The 13,784-nt window shown below is 62.2% G+C and carries 23 protein-coding genes; all 23 read left to right on the top strand.

The genetic code is table 11. From position 1 onward, the window contains the following. Positions 1-393 precede the first annotated feature (393 nt). The 23 genes from rpsL (at position 394) to rpsE (ending at position 13,775) form a co-directional block, all read left to right on the top strand. On the top strand, positions 394-765 hold the full coding sequence (gene rpsL, locus NKI41_RS09450; RefSeq protein WP_006333356.1) for a 30S ribosomal protein S12: 372 nt from the start codon (positions 394-396) through the stop codon (positions 763-765). Between the two features lie 85 nt (positions 766-850). Continuing rightward, positions 851-1,321, top strand: a complete 471-nt coding sequence (gene rpsG / locus NKI41_RS09455) for a 30S ribosomal protein S7 (RefSeq protein ID WP_008875664.1) — start codon at positions 851-853, stop codon at positions 1,319-1,321. 30 nt (positions 1,322-1,351) lie between these two features. After that, positions 1,352-3,442, top strand: coding sequence for an elongation factor G (fusA, locus tag NKI41_RS09460; RefSeq protein ID WP_023680448.1), 2,091 nt, complete (start codon positions 1,352-1,354; stop codon positions 3,440-3,442). Positions 3,443-3,509: 67 nt separating this feature from the next. Continuing rightward, positions 3,510-4,685 (top strand): elongation factor Tu, encoded by a 1,176-nt coding sequence (gene tuf, locus NKI41_RS09465; protein WP_352614181.1) that lies wholly within the window; start codon positions 3,510-3,512, stop codon positions 4,683-4,685. A gap of 63 nt (positions 4,686-4,748) precedes the next feature. Next, positions 4,749-5,057: a 30S ribosomal protein S10 gene (gene rpsJ, locus NKI41_RS09470; protein WP_006205468.1), complete on the top strand. Its 309-nt coding sequence runs from the start codon at positions 4,749-4,751 to the stop codon at positions 5,055-5,057. Positions 5,058-5,153: 96 nt separating this feature from the next. Further along, positions 5,154-5,882 carry a 50S ribosomal protein L3 gene (rplC, locus tag NKI41_RS09475; RefSeq protein WP_352451050.1) on the top strand — a complete coding sequence of 243 codons (729 nt, stop codon included), beginning with the start codon at positions 5,154-5,156 and terminating at the stop codon, positions 5,880-5,882. After that, a complete protein-coding gene (gene rplD / locus NKI41_RS09480; protein WP_023675140.1) occupies positions 5,882-6,502 on the top strand; it encodes a 50S ribosomal protein L4 in 621 nt (206 codons plus the stop codon). Before rplC ends, rplD begins: the two co-directional genes overlap by 1 nt. Further along, a complete protein-coding gene (locus NKI41_RS09485; RefSeq protein WP_023675139.1) occupies positions 6,499-6,792 on the top strand; it encodes a 50S ribosomal protein L23 in 294 nt (97 codons plus the stop codon). Before rplD ends, NKI41_RS09485 begins: the two co-directional genes overlap by 4 nt. Before the next feature lie 22 nt (positions 6,793-6,814). Continuing rightward, positions 6,815-7,648: a 50S ribosomal protein L2 gene (gene rplB, locus NKI41_RS09490; RefSeq protein ID WP_023675138.1), complete on the top strand. Its 834-nt coding sequence runs from the start codon at positions 6,815-6,817 to the stop codon at positions 7,646-7,648. 16 nt (positions 7,649-7,664) lie between these two features. Beyond that, positions 7,665-7,943 (top strand): 30S ribosomal protein S19, encoded by a 279-nt coding sequence (gene rpsS / locus NKI41_RS09495; protein WP_006205463.1) that lies wholly within the window; start codon positions 7,665-7,667, stop codon positions 7,941-7,943. 2 nt (positions 7,944-7,945) lie between these two features. Continuing rightward, a complete protein-coding gene (gene rplV, locus NKI41_RS09500) occupies positions 7,946-8,335 on the top strand; it encodes a 50S ribosomal protein L22 (protein WP_006205462.1) in 390 nt (129 codons plus the stop codon). Beyond that, a complete protein-coding gene (gene rpsC / locus NKI41_RS09505) occupies positions 8,335-9,060 on the top strand; it encodes a 30S ribosomal protein S3 (RefSeq protein WP_023675137.1) in 726 nt (241 codons plus the stop codon). Before rplV ends, rpsC begins: the two co-directional genes overlap by 1 nt. Positions 9,061-9,087: 27 nt before the next feature. Beyond that, the gene (rplP, locus tag NKI41_RS09510) at positions 9,088-9,501 is read left to right on the top strand and encodes a 50S ribosomal protein L16 (RefSeq protein WP_006205460.1); all 414 of its coding nucleotides are present in this window, start codon (positions 9,088-9,090) and stop codon (positions 9,499-9,501) included. A 13-nt stretch (positions 9,502-9,514) separates the two neighbouring features. Beyond that, entirely contained in the window at positions 9,515-9,715 is a 201-nt protein-coding gene (gene rpmC, locus NKI41_RS09515; protein ID WP_006205459.1) for a 50S ribosomal protein L29, read from the top strand. 11 nt (positions 9,716-9,726) lie between these two features. Beyond that, the gene (rpsQ, locus tag NKI41_RS09520) at positions 9,727-9,966 is read left to right on the top strand and encodes a 30S ribosomal protein S17 (protein ID WP_023675136.1); all 240 of its coding nucleotides are present in this window, start codon (positions 9,727-9,729) and stop codon (positions 9,964-9,966) included. A gap of 82 nt (positions 9,967-10,048) precedes the next feature. After that, entirely contained in the window at positions 10,049-10,417 is a 369-nt protein-coding gene (gene rplN, locus NKI41_RS09525) for a 50S ribosomal protein L14 (RefSeq protein ID WP_006205457.1), read from the top strand. A 12-nt stretch (positions 10,418-10,429) separates the two neighbouring features. After that, complete coding sequence (gene rplX / locus NKI41_RS09530; protein ID WP_254817150.1) at positions 10,430-10,744, top strand: 50S ribosomal protein L24; 315 nt, start codon at positions 10,430-10,432, stop codon at positions 10,742-10,744. Then, entirely contained in the window at positions 10,737-11,315 is a 579-nt protein-coding gene (gene rplE, locus NKI41_RS09535) for a 50S ribosomal protein L5 (RefSeq protein ID WP_008875670.1), read from the top strand. Before rplX ends, rplE begins: the two co-directional genes overlap by 8 nt. 27 nt (positions 11,316-11,342) lie before the next feature. Continuing rightward, complete coding sequence (rpsN, locus tag NKI41_RS09540) at positions 11,343-11,648, top strand: 30S ribosomal protein S14 (protein ID WP_352451046.1); 306 nt, start codon at positions 11,343-11,345, stop codon at positions 11,646-11,648. 12 nt (positions 11,649-11,660) lie between these two features. Then, a complete protein-coding gene (gene rpsH / locus NKI41_RS09545; RefSeq protein WP_006205453.1) occupies positions 11,661-12,059 on the top strand; it encodes a 30S ribosomal protein S8 in 399 nt (132 codons plus the stop codon). 89 nt (positions 12,060-12,148) lie between these two features. Continuing rightward, a complete protein-coding gene (gene rplF / locus NKI41_RS09550; protein ID WP_023675133.1) occupies positions 12,149-12,682 on the top strand; it encodes a 50S ribosomal protein L6 in 534 nt (177 codons plus the stop codon). A gap of 86 nt (positions 12,683-12,768) precedes the next feature. Next, positions 12,769-13,128 (top strand): 50S ribosomal protein L18, encoded by a 360-nt coding sequence (rplR, locus tag NKI41_RS09555; protein ID WP_352682670.1) that lies wholly within the window; start codon positions 12,769-12,771, stop codon positions 13,126-13,128. A gap of 83 nt (positions 13,129-13,211) precedes the next feature. Next, on the top strand, positions 13,212-13,775 hold the full coding sequence (gene rpsE / locus NKI41_RS09560; RefSeq protein WP_006333394.1) for a 30S ribosomal protein S5: 564 nt from the start codon (positions 13,212-13,214) through the stop codon (positions 13,773-13,775). Positions 13,776-13,784 lie beyond the last annotated feature (9 nt).

Genomic DNA, 13,784 nt, shown 5'->3' on the forward strand with positions numbered 1-13,784 from the left:
AACAGCGGCAAGCCGGTCACTTTCTGCCTTCCTCTTGAAAAACGGCGCAAGAAAATTACATGCGCTTTTCGCATGGCTGCCAAGCCTCGGGTTCAGCGCAATATTTGCCGCCCCGGGGTTGACGGACAGTGGCCATACGAGTAGAAGCCGCCCAGTCAGAACCGATGTGAGGCTCTTGCTTCCGAAGCGACACGCTTTGGAGTTTGCCTCAAACAGGGTTCGTTTTACGAGCGAAAAGACATTTCCGGCGTGCACGAAGCGGCTTCCGCTTCCTCTGCCATTTGTTCGGGCAAGACCGCGAGGCGCGGTTTGTGGCCCGAATTTGCGTATGGAAGTGACGCTTTGAGCGGCCCTGACCGGGCGAGATACGGAATTGAGAGACAAGAGGGTTTAATGCCTACCGTCAACCAGCTGATCCGCAAGCCGCGCATTGCGCCGGTGAAGCGCAACAAGGTCCCGGCCATGCAGCAGAACCCGCAGAAGCGGGGCGTCTGCACGCGCGTCTACACCACGACGCCGAAGAAGCCGAACTCGGCGCTGCGCAAGGTGGCCAAGATCCGCCTGACCAATGGTTTTGAAGTGATCGGTTACATCCCCGGCGAAGGCCACAACCTTCAGGAGCACTCGGTGGTGATGATCCGCGGCGGTCGCGTCAAGGATCTTCCGGGCGTCCGTTACCACATCATCCGCGGCGTGCTCGACACGCAAGGCGTGAAGAACCGCAAGCAGCGCCGTTCGAAATACGGCGCCAAGCGTCCGAAGTGACCGAAGCGTAGCCGAGGTCGTTCCGGGCGGCGTCAAGCGACGATCCGGGATCCAGGCCACCGCGTAGAATTGAGGCAGAGAAAAAATGTCCCGTCGTCACAGTGCAGAAAAGCGTGAGATCAATCCGGACCCCAAGTTCGGCGATCTGATCGTCACCAAGTTCATGAACGCCGTCATGTATGACGGCAAGAAGTCGGTTGCCGAGACCATCGTCTACGGCGCGCTCGACCAGGTTCAGTCCAAGACCAAGCAGGAGCCGGTCACCGTCTTCCATCAGGCGCTCGACAATGTCGCGCCGCATGTGGAAGTGCGTTCGCGCCGCGTCGGCGGCGCCACCTACCAGGTTCCAGTCGACGTGCGCCCCGAGCGCCGTCAGGCATTGGCCATCCGCTGGTTGATCGCCGCCGCCCGCAACCGCAACGAGACCACTATGGTCGACCGCCTCTCCGGCGAGCTGATGGACGCGGCCAACAACCGCGGCACCGCCGTCAAGAAGCGTGAAGACACCCACAAGATGGCAGAAGCCAACCGCGCTTTCGCGCACTACCGCTGGTAAAGCGCGAACGAGACTGAAGAGGCACCTCCCATGGCCCGCGAATATAAAATCGAAGACTACCGCAATTTCGGTATCATGGCGCACATCGACGCCGGCAAGACGACGACCACCGAGCGCGTCCTCTATTACACGGGCAAGTCGCACAAGATCGGCGAAGTCCACGACGGCGCTGCCACCATGGATTGGATGGAGCAGGAGCAGGAGCGCGGCATCACCATCACGTCGGCCGCGACCACGACCTTCTGGAAGGGTCGCGACGGCAAGATGCACCGCTTCAACATCATCGACACCCCCGGCCACGTCGACTTCACCATTGAAGTCGAGCGTTCGCTGCGCGTGCTCGACGGCGCCATTGCGCTGCTCGATGCCAATGCCGGTGTCGAGCCGCAGACGGAGACCGTCTGGCGCCAGGCCGACAAGTATCGCGTGCCGCGCATGATCTTCTGCAACAAGATGGACAAGATCGGCGCCGACTTCTACCGCTCGGTCGAGATGATCGGATCGCGCCTCGGTGCGCATGCCGTCGTCATGCAGCTGCCGATCGGCGCCGAGACCGAGTTCAAGGGTGTCGTCGACCTCGTCGAGATGAACGCGCTGGTCTGGCGCGACGAGACGCTGGGCGCTGCCTGGGACATCGTCGAGATCCCTGCCGACCTCAAGGCTCGTGCCGAAGAATACCGCGAGAAGATGATCGAGGCCGCCGTCGAAATGGACGAGACGGCGCTCGAGAATTACCTCGAAGGCAAGATGCCGAGCAACGACGAGATCCGTGCGCTCATCCGCAAGGGCACGATCGCGGTGAAGTTCTATCCGATGTTCTGCGGCTCGGCCTTCAAGAACAAGGGCGTGCAGCCGCTGCTCGACGCCGTCGTCGAATATCTGCCGTCGCCGGCCGATGTCCCGGCCATCAAGGGCGTCGACGCCAAGACCGACGCCGAGATCGAGCGTCATGCCGACGACAACGAGCCGCTGTCGATGCTTGCCTTCAAGATCATGAACGACCCGTTCGTCGGTTCGCTCACCTTTGCCCGCATCTATTCGGGCAAGCTCACCAAGGGCATCTCGGTCGACAACACCGTGAAGGGCAAGAAAGAGCGCATCGGCCGCATGCTGCAGATGCATGCGAATTCGCGCGCCGACGTCGAAGAGGCGTTTGCCGGCGACATCGTCGCCCTCGCTGGCCTCAAGGACACCACCACCGGCGACACGCTCAGTGATCCGCTGCATCCGGTCATCCTCGAGCGCATGGAATTCCCCGATCCGGTCATCCAGATCGCCATCGAGCCGAAGACCAAGAACGACCAGGAAAAGATGGGTCTCGCCCTTCACCGCCTGGCCGCCGAGGATCCGTCCTTCCGCGTCAAGACTGACGAGGAATCGGGCCAGACGATCATTTCCGGCATGGGCGAGCTTCACCTCGACATCATCGTCGACCGCATGCGCCGCGAGTTCAAGGTCGAGGCCAATGTCGGCGCGCCGCAGGTGGCCTACCGCGAGACGATCACCCGCAAGCACGAGCAGGACTACACGCACAAGAAGCAGACCGGCGGTACCGGCCAGTTCGCCCGCGTCAAGATCCTGTTCGAGCCGAATCCGGAAAGCAGCGAATTCGAGTTCGAAACCAAGATCGTCGGCGGCGCTGTGCCGAAGGAATACATCCCCGGTGTCGAAAAGGGCATCAACAGCGTCATGACCTCGGGCCCGTTCGCCGGCTTCCCGATGATCGGCGTCAAGGCGACGCTGATCGATGGCGCCTACCACGACGTGGACTCGTCGGTTCTGGCCTTCGAAATCGCCGGCCGCGCCTGCTTCCGTGAAGCAGCCCCCAAGCTTGGCGTGCAGTTGCTCGAGCCAATCATGAAGGTCGAAGTGGTGACGCCGGAAGATTACGTCGGCAGCGTTATCGGCGACCTGAACGGCCGTCGCGGCCAGATCCAGGGCCAGGAAGCCCGTGGCGTGGCTGTGGTCATCAACGCGATGGTGCCGCTCGCCAACATGTTCAAATACGTGGACAACCTTCGCTCGATGAGCCAGGGCCGCGCGGCCTACACGATGCAGTTCGACCACTACGAGCCGGTCCCGACCGCGGTCGCCCAGGAAGTCCAGAAGAAATACGCGTAACTCGAAACGAGTTGCATCAGTAACTTAATTCAAGGCCCGCACGGGCTGGCAGGAATGGAGAGATCACATGGCAAAAGGTAAATTCGAGCGCACTAAGCCTCATGTGAACATTGGCACGATTGGTCACGTCGACCATGGCAAGACGTCGCTGACGGCGGCGATCACCAAGTATTTTGGCGAATACAAGCGCTACGACCAGATCGATGCGGCACCCGAAGAGAAGGCGCGCGGCATCACCATTTCGACGGCCCACGTCGAATACGAAACCGCCAACCGCCACTATGCCCATGTCGACTGCCCCGGCCACGCCGACTATGTGAAGAACATGATCACCGGTGCCGCGCAGATGGACGGCGCGATCCTGGTGGTGTCGGCCGCCGACGGCCCGATGCCGCAGACCCGCGAGCACATCCTTTTGGCCCGCCAGGTCGGCGTGCCCTCGATCGTGGTGTTCTTGAACAAGGTCGACCAGGTCGACGACGCCGAGCTGCTCGAGCTGGTCGAGCTCGAGGTGCGTGAGCTTTTGACCAAGAACGAGTTCCCCGGCGACGACATTCCGATCGTCAAGGGTTCGGCGCTTGCCGCCCTTGAAGACAGCGACAAGAAGATCGGCGAGGACGCCATCCGCGAACTGATGGCTGCGGTCGATGCCTACATTCCGACGCCGGTTCGTCCGCTCGACAAGCCGTTCCTGATGCCGATCGAGGACGTGTTCTCGATCTCGGGCCGTGGCACGGTGGTGACCGGCCGCGTCGAGCGCGGCGTCGTCAAGGTCGGCGAGGAGCTGGAGATCGTCGGCATCCGTCCGACCACCAAGACGACCTGCACGGGCGTCGAGATGTTCCGCAAGCTGCTCGACCAGGGCCAGGCCGGCGACAACATCGGCGCGCTGCTGCGCGGTGTCGACCGTGAAGGCGTCGAGCGCGGCCAGGTCCTGGCCAAGCCCGGCACCGTCAAGCCGCACAAGAAGTTCGTCGCCGAAGCCTACATCCTGACCAAGGACGAGGGCGGCCGCCACACGCCGTTCTTCACCAACTACCGTCCGCAGTTCTATTTCCGCACGACGGACGTGACCGGCATCGTGTCGCTGCCGGAAGGCACCGAGATGGTGATGCCGGGCGACAACATCACCGTCGACGTCGAGCTGATCGTGCCGATCGCCATGGAAGAGAAGCTGCGCTTCGCCATCCGTGAAGGCGGCCGCACCGTCGGTGCCGGCATCGTCGTCACCATCACAGAGTAATTTGGACTTAAACCGATCTGTCGCGGGCGCTGCCCGCGCCGCGCCAGAACAAGGAAGTGACGCATGAACGGACAGAATATCCGCATCCGCCTGAAGGCGTTTGATCACCGGGTGCTCGACGCCTCGACACGGGAAATCGTGTCGACCGCCAAGCGCACCGGCGCCAACGTCCGCGGCCCCATTCCGCTGCCGACGCGGATCGAAAAGTTCACGGTCAACCGGTCGCCTCACGTCGACAAGAAGAGCCGCGAGCAGTTCGAGATGCGCACGCACAAGCGTCTGCTCGACATTGTCGACCCGACCCCGCAGACAGTCGATGCTTTGATGAAGCTCGACCTGGCCGCCGGTGTCGACGTCGAGATCAAGCTGTAAGGAACCAGAGGTCAGCGGGGCGACCCGGAACTCTGAAGGAACAAGAGGCGTGGAGGGGCGACAGCCCCGACAGGGAACTCTAAAGGAATTGAACCGATGCGTTCAGGTGTGATTGCAAAGAAGGTGGGAATGACCCGCATCTACAACGATGCCGGGGAACATGTTCCCGTCACTGTTCTCCAGATGGAGAACTGCCAGGTCGTGGCGCAGCGCACGCAGGAGAAGAACGGCTATACCGCCGTCCAGCTCGGCGTTGGCCTTGCCAAGGTGAAGAACACGTCGAAGGCGATGCGCGGCCATTTCGCGACCGCTTCCGTCGAGCCCAAGGCCAAGGTTGCCGAGTTTCGCGTCTCTGCCGACAACATGATCGATGTTGGCGCCGAGATCACCGTCGAGCACTTCGTCGTCGGCCAGAAGGTCGATGTGACGGGCACCACGATCGGCAAGGGTTTCCAGGGCGTCATCAAGCGGCACCACATGGGTGGCGGCCGCGCAACGCACGGCAACTCGGTGTCGCACCGTACACACGGCTCGACCGGCCAGCGCCAGGATCCGGGCAAGGTGTTCAAGGGCAAGCATATGGCCGGCCACATGGGCGACACCCGCGTCACCACGCAGAATGTCGAGGTCGTCTCGACCGACGCCGATCGCGGCCTGATCCTGATCCGCGGTGCGGTCCCGGGTTCGAAGGGTGCATGGATCCTGGTCCGCGACGCGGCCAAGGTGGCGCTTCCGGCCAATGCGCCGAAGCCCGCCGCGATCCGCGCCCTTGCGACTGACGGTGCCGCCACGAACGAGGCCCCGGCCACAGAGGGAGCGGAATAATGGACCTCAAGATTACAACGCTTGGCGGCAAGGACGCCGGCAAGCTGAAGCTCTCCGAAGAGATTTTCGGCCTCGATCCGCGCGAGGACATCCTGCAGCGCGTCGTGCGCTGGCAGCTTGCCAAGAAGCAGCAGGGCACGCACAAGGCCAAGGGTCGCGCGGAAATCGCCCGCACCGGCGCCAAGATGTACAAGCAGAAGGGTACGGGCCGCGCCCGTCACCATTCGGCTCGCGCTCCGCAGTTCCGCGGCGGCGGCAAGGCCCACGGCCCGGTCGTGCGCAGCCACGAGCACGATCTGCCTAAGAAGGTGCGTGCGCTCGGCCTGAAGCATGCGCTTTCGGCCAAGGCCAAGAGCGCGTCGATCATCATCATCGACGAGCTGAAGCTGACCGAGGCCAAGACCAAGGCGCTGATCGCGAATTTCGCGACGCTGGGCCTGAGCAACGCCCTGGTGATTGGCGGCGCCGAGCTTGACAAGAACTTCAAGCTGGCAGCGACCAACATCCCGAACATCGACGTGCTGCCCATCCAGGGCATCAACGTCTACGACATTCTGCGCCGCGGCACGCTGGTCCTTTCCAAGGCCGCCGTCGAGGCTCTCGAGGAGCGCTTCAAATGACCGACCTTCGTCATTACGACGTGATCGTCTCGCCGGCGATCACCGAAAAGTCGACCATGGCTTCCGAGCAGAACCAGGTCGTCTTCAACGTCGCCAAGAAGGCGTCGAAGCCGGAAATCAAGGCCGCCGTCGAAGCGCTGTTCGGCGTCAAGGTGATGGCCGTGAACACGCTTGTCCGCAAGGGCAAGATCAAGCGCTTCCGCGGCACGATCGGCCGCCAGAGCGACGTCAAGAAGGCGGTTGTGACGCTGGCCGAAGGCCAGTCGATCGACGTCGCGACGGGTCTCTGAGCAAGGTCGCGAGGACAGAACAATGGCACTGAAAAAATTCAACCCGGTAACGCCGAGCACCCGTCAGCTGGTCATCGTCGATCGGTCGGGCCTCTACAAGGGCAAGCCCGTCAAGGGCCTGACCGAAGGCCTGACCAAGTCGGGCGGCCGCAACAATTACGGCCGCATCACAGCCCGCTTCATCGGCGGCGGTCACAAGCGCACCTACCGCATCATCGACTTCAAGCGCCGCAAGTTCGACGTCGTCGGCACGGTCGAGCGCATCGAGTACGATCCGAACCGCACCGCCTTCATCGCGCTGATCAAGTATGACGATGGCGAGCTGTCCTACATCATCGCCCCGCAGCGTCTGGCTCCCGGCGACAAGATCGTGGCCGGTGAATCGGTCGACGTGAAGCCGGGCAACGCGATGCCGCTGGCCTCGATGCCGGTCGGTACGATCGTCCACAATATCGAGCTGAAGCCCGGCAAGGGCGCTCAGGTCGCCCGTTCGGCCGGCGGTTATGGCCAGCTCGTCGGCCGCGACCAGGGCATGGCGATCCTGCGCCTCAATTCGGGCGAGCAGCGTGTCGTCCACGGCTCCTGCATGGCCACTGTCGGCGCCGTGTCTAACCCGGACCATGGCAACATCAATGACGGCAAGGCAGGCCGCACCGTGTGGCGCGGCAAACGTCCGCACAATCGCGGCGTGACCATGAACCCGGTCGACCATCCACATGGCGGCGGCGAAGGCCGCACCTCGGGTGGCCGCCATCCGGTTTCGCCCTGGGGCAAGCCGACCAAGGGCAAGAAGACGCGGTCCAACAAGGCGACCGACAAGTTCATCCTGCGCTCGCGCCATCAGCGCAAGAGCTAAGAAGAGGTAACGCCAAGTGACTCGTTCGATTTGGAAAGGCCCCTTCATCGACGGCTACCTTCTGAAGAAGGTGGACAAGGTTCGTGAAGGTGGTCGCAATGAGGTGATCAAGATGTGGAGCCGCCGCTCCACCATCCTGCCGCAGTTCGTCGGCTTCACCTTCGGTGTCTACAACGGCCAGAAGCACGTTCCCGTCTCGGTGAACGAGGACATGGTCGGTCACAAGTTCGGTGAATTCGCTCCGACCCGGACCTATTACGGTCACGGCGCGGATAAGAAGGCGAAGAGGAAATAATCATGGGCAAGGCCAAAGCTCCGCGCAGGCTTGCTGACAACGAAGCGCGCGCCGTGTTGCGCACGATCCGTATCAGCCCGCAGAAGCTGAACCTGGTTGCCGCGCTGATCCGCGGCAAGAAGGTCGCGACAGCGCTTTCCGACCTCGAATTCTCGGCCAAGCGGATTTCCGGCACGGTCAAGAAGACGCTGGAATCGGCGATCGCCAACGCGGAAAACAACCACGACCTCGACGTCGATGCGCTGATCGTGGCGGAAGCCTATGTCGGCAAGTCGATCGTCATGAAGCGGTTCCATGCCCGTGGCCGTGGGCGCGCCAGCCGTATCGAGAAGCCGTTCTCGCACCTCACGATCGTCGTTCGTGAAGTCGAAGAAAAAGGGGAGGCCGCATAATGGGCCAGAAAGTCAATCCGATCGGTCTGCGTCTCGGCATCAACCGCACCTGGGATTCGCGCTGGTTCGCGAACACCGGCGAGTACGGCAAGCTGCTGCACGAGGACATCAAGATCCGCAAATATCTTGAGAAGGAACTCAAGCAGGCTGCAATCTCGAAAGTCGTGATCGAGCGTCCGCACAAGAAGTGCCGCGTCACCATCCATGCGGCGCGTCCGGGCCTGATCATCGGCAAGAAGGGCGCCGACATCGAGAAGCTTCGCAAGAAGCTCATGGAGATGACCAAGTCCGAGACGCATCTGAACATCGTCGAAGTGCGCAAGCCGGAGATCGACGCGACCTTGGTCGCCCAGTCGATCGCCCAGCAGCTCGAGCGCCGCATCGCGTTCCGCCGCGCCATGAAGCGTGCCGTGCAGTCGGCGATGCGCCTCGGTGCCGAAGGCATCCGCATCAACTGCGCCGGCCGTCTCGGCGGCGCCGAGATCGCGCGCATGGAATGGTATCGCGAAGGCCGCGTGCCGCTGCATACGCTGCGTGCCGACGTCGACTACGGCACGGCCGAGGCGAATACGGCCTACGGCATCTGCGGCGTCAAGGTCTGGGTGTTCAAGGGCGAAATCCTCGAGCACGACCCGATGGCTTCGGAGCGCCGCGCCACCGAGGGCGATCATGCGCATGGCGGTGGTGGTGAGCGCGAACGCGGTCGCCGTCGCGAAAACGCGTAAGACATTTAGGAATTTGGAGTTAGAACGATGCTGCAGCCAAAGCGCACAAAGTTCCGCAAGCAGTTCAAGGGCCGCATCCACGGTACCGCCAAGGGCGGCACCAACCTGGATTTCGGCGGTTTCGGGCTGAAGGCGCTTGAGCCGAACCGCGTCACCGCGCGTGAGATCGAGGCGGCCCGCCGCGCGATCACCCGCGAGATGAAGCGTGCCGGCCGCGTGTGGATCCGTATCTTCCCGGACGTGCCGGTGACGTCGAAGCCGACCGAAGTCCGTATGGGTAAGGGCAAGGGCGCGGTCGACTACTGGGCGGCACGCGTCAAGCCGGGCCGCATCATGTTCGAGATCGACGGCGTCAACGAGGAAACCGCCCGTGAGGCGCTGCGTCTCGGCGCGGCCAAGCTCTCGGTCAGGACGCGCTTCGTACAGCGCATCGCAGAATAAGGACGGGCTGATCATGAAAGCCGAAGACATCCGGACCAAGACCCAGGACCAGCTGACCGACGACCTGGCCAGCCTGAAGAAGGAGCAGTTCAACCTGCGCTTCCAGAAGGCCACCGGCCAGCTTGAGAAGACCGCGCGCGTGAGGCAGGTCCGCAAGGACATTGCGCGTATCAAGACCATCGCTGCGGAAAAGTCCGCGGCCAAGAAGGCTTAAGGACGAAAACCATGCCAAAGCGCATTCTGCAGGGCACCGTCGTCAGCGACAAGAACGAGAAGACGGTTGTCGTCAAGGTCGAACGGCGCTTCACGCATCCCGTGATGAAGAAGACCGTGCGCATGACCAAGAAGTACAAGGCGCACGACGAGAACAACGCCCACAAGGTCGGCGATCAGGTGTTCATCCAGGAATCGAAGCCGATTTCCAAGGACAAGCGCTGGGTCGTGGTGTCTTCGGACCAGGCCTGATCAGGGCCAACGAAACGAATTTTGGACAGACCGGGGAGGGGTGAGAAACCCGTCCCGTTAGAAAAGAAGAAGGCGGCCAGTCATGATTCAGATGCAAACAAACCTCGACGTCGCGGATAATTCCGGCGCCCGTCGTGTCATGTGCATCAAGGTGCTGGGCGGCTCGAAGCGGAAATACGCTTCCGTGGGCGACATCATCGTGGTGTCGATCAAGGAAGCCATCCCGCGCGGCCGCGTCAAGAAGGGCGATGTGATGAAGGCGGTCGTGGTTCGCACGGCCAAGGACATCCGCCGCCCGGACGGCAGCGTGATCCGTTTCGACAAGAACGCAGCCGTTCTCGTCGACAACAAGAAAGAGCCGATCGGCACGCGTATCTTCGGACCGGTTCCGCGCGAACTCCGCGCCAAGAACCACATGAAGATCATCTCGCTCGCGCCTGAAGTGCTGTAAGGAGCCGGACCAATGCAGAAGATTAGAAAAGGCGACAAGGTCGTCGTGCTGGCCGGCAAGGACAAGGGCCGTTCGGGCGAAGTCCTCTCGGTACAGCCGAAGGACGACACCGCGCTGGTGCGCGGCGTCAACCTGATCCGTCGTCACCAGAAGCAGTCCCAGTCCCAAGAGGGCGGGATCATCACCAAGGAAGCGCCGATCCAGCTGTCGAACATCGCGCTGGCCGACCCCAAGGATGGCAAGCCGACCCGCGTCGGCTTCATCTTCCAGAAGGACGGCAAGAAGGTGCGCGTCGCCAAGCGCTCGGGAGAAGTCATCAATGGCTAAGGCTCAAACCAAGCAGGCAACTGCCCAGAACACGCCGCGCCTCAAGCAGGTCTACAACGAGACTATCCGCAAGGCGCTGCAGGAGCAGTTCGGCTACGAGAACGAGATGCAGGTTCCGCGCATCGACAAGATCGTGCTGAACATGGGCGTCGGCGAGGCGACCGGCGATTCGAAGAAGCCTTCGATCGCGGCGGAAGACCTTGCGATGATCGCCGGCCAGAAGGCCGTCGTCACCCGCGCCCGCAACTCGATCGCCGGCTTCAAGGTCCGCGAGAAGATGCCGATCGGCGCCAAGGTCACGCTGCGCAAGGAACGCATGTACGAGTTCCTCGACCGCCTCGTGAACATCGCACTGCCGCGCGTCCGCGACTTCCGCGGACTTAATCCGAAGAGCTTCGATGGCCGTGGCAACTATGCCATGGGCATCAAGGAACACATCGTGTTTCCGGAGATCAACTACGACAAGGTTGATCAGATCTGGGGCATGGACGTCATCGTTTGTACGACTGCGAAGACGGACGACGAAGCCAGGGCATTGCTCAAGGCCTTCAACTTCCCCTTCCGCCAGTAACGGCAGCGAGAAAAGGAAAAATCTGAAATGGCAAAGACCAGCTCAGTCGAGAAGAACAACAGGCGCCGCAAGCTTGCGGACCAGTTCGCTGCCAAGCGCGAGGTGCTCAAGGCGATCATCATGGATCAGTCCAAGCCGATGGAAGAGCGCTTCCGCGCCCAGCTGAAGCTTTCGGCGCTGCCGCGCAACTCGGCCAAGACCCGCATCCGCAACCGCTGCGAAGTCACCGGACGTCCGCGTGCCTATTATCGCAAGCTCAAAGTATCGCGTATCGCGCTTCGTGATCTCGGCAATAACGGCCAGATCCCGGGCCTGGTCAAGTCGAGCTGGTAAGGAGGACATAACATGTCATTGAGCGATCCTCTCGGCGATATGCTGACCCGCATCCGCAACGCATATGGCCGCAAGAAGTCGAGCGTTTCGACGCCGGCCTCGCGCCTGCGTACCCGCGTCCTCGACGTGCTGAAGGCGGAAGGCTATATCCGCGACTACAGCCAGACCGACTTCGACAACGGCAAGTCCGAAATCGAGATCGAGCTGAAGTATTTCGATGGTGCGCCGGTGGTGCGCGAAATCGCTCGGGTCTCGAAGCCCGGCCGCCGCGTCTACGTTTCGGCCAAGTCGATACCGCACGTCGCCAACGGCCTCGGCATCGCCATCCTTTCGACGCCGAAGGGCGTGATGGCCGACCACGAAGCGCGTGAACAGAATGTCGGCGGGGAAATCCTCTGCCAGATCTTCTGATCTGGTATGTGACCCGGTTGGAAACAGGTTTTCGGGATCTAGTCCCGAAAGCCGAGACCTGAAACAAGAGAAGTGACGAGGACAACAAAATGTCTCGTATTGGAAAGAAACCCGTTTCGCTGCCGCAGGGCGTGACCGCGACCGTCAACGGCCAGACCGTGACGGCGAAGGGTCCGAAGGGCGAGCTGAAGTTCGTGGTGAACGACGAAGTGCTGGTCAAGATGGAAGGCAGCGAGATCGCTGTCCAGCCGCGCGACCAGACCAAGACTGCCCGTTCCAAGTGGGGCATGTCACGCACGCAGATCGTCAACATCCTGCAGGGCGTCAAGGACGGCTTCGAAAAGAAGCTCGAGATCACCGGCGTCGGCTATCGTGCCGCCATGCAGGGCAAGAACCTGCAGCTGGCGCTCGGCTTCAGCCATGACGTCGTCTACGAGACGCCGCAGGGCGTGACGATTTCGGTGCCGAAGCCGACGGAAATCACGGTGACCGGCATCGATAAGCAGCAGGTCGGCCAGGTTGCCGCCGAGATCCGCGAGTATCGCAGCCCCGAGCCCTACAAGGGCAAGGGTGTCCGCTATGCCGGCGAGAAGATCGTCCGCAAGGAAGGCAAGAAGAAGTAATTTTAACGCCGCGGGGAGCGGTCGCGGGAGGCTCGTCCTACCGCATATGGTTGCCCCCGTTTTTTTGAAGGCAAGGAACTGATATCATGGGCTCGAAAGAATCCACCCAACGCCGCGCCCAGCGCGTCCGCCGCCAGATCAAGAAGGTTGCCGGCGAACGTCCGCGCTTGTCGGTCCATCGCACGTCGAAGAACATCTATGTCCAGGTGATCGACGACGCCAAGGGCCACACCATCGCGGCTGCTTCGACGCTCGAGAAGGAGCTCAAGGGCTCGCTCAAGACCGGCGCCGACACGGCGGCCGCCGCTGCCATCGGCAAGCTGATCGCCGAGCGTGCCTCGAAGGCCGGCGTCAAGGAAGTCGTCTTCGACCGCGGCGCCTACATCTACCACGGCCGTGTCAAGGCGCTTGCCGAGGCTGCCCGTGAAGGTGGTCTGAGCTTCTAAAAACGAAATTCGCCCCCGGCGACCCACAGAGGCGCCGGATATCATCATCAACCGTGCTTCCGGAAAAAAACAAGGAACAGGATATGGCACAGGAACGTAGGGATGGCGGCCGCGGCCGTGATCGCGAAGAGCGCGACGACGGCATGGTCGACAAGCTCGTCCACATCAACCGTGTCGCCAAAGTCGTCAAGGGCGGCCGGCGCTTCGGCTTTGCGGCACTTGTTGTCGTCGGCGACCAGAAGGGCCGCGTCGGCTTCGGCCACGGCAAGGCGCGCGAAGTGCCGGAGGCGATCCGCAAGGCGACCGAATCGGCCAAGCGCGACATGATCTTCGTGCCGCTGCGCTCAGGCCGCACGCTGCACCACGACGTCGAGGGACGCTGGGGTGCGGGACGCGTTCTGCTGCGCGCCGCCAAGCAAGGTACCGGCATCATCGCCGGCGGCCCGATGCGCGCCGTTTTCGAAACGCTCGGCATGCATGACGTGGTCGCCAAGTCGATGGGTTCTTCGAACCCCTACAACATGGTTCGTGCCACGTTCGACGCGCTGAAGAGCCAGATGCATCCGAAGGATGTGGCTGCCGCGCGCGGCATCAAGTATTCGACCCTTCAGGCCCGCCGCGGCACCGCCGTTGCGGCTGAAGAATAGTCGACGCTG

Origin of the sequence: Mesorhizobium sp. M0601 (assembly GCF_040320845.1) — a bacterium.
Classification (GTDB): Bacteria; Pseudomonadota; Alphaproteobacteria; order Rhizobiales; family Rhizobiaceae; genus Mesorhizobium.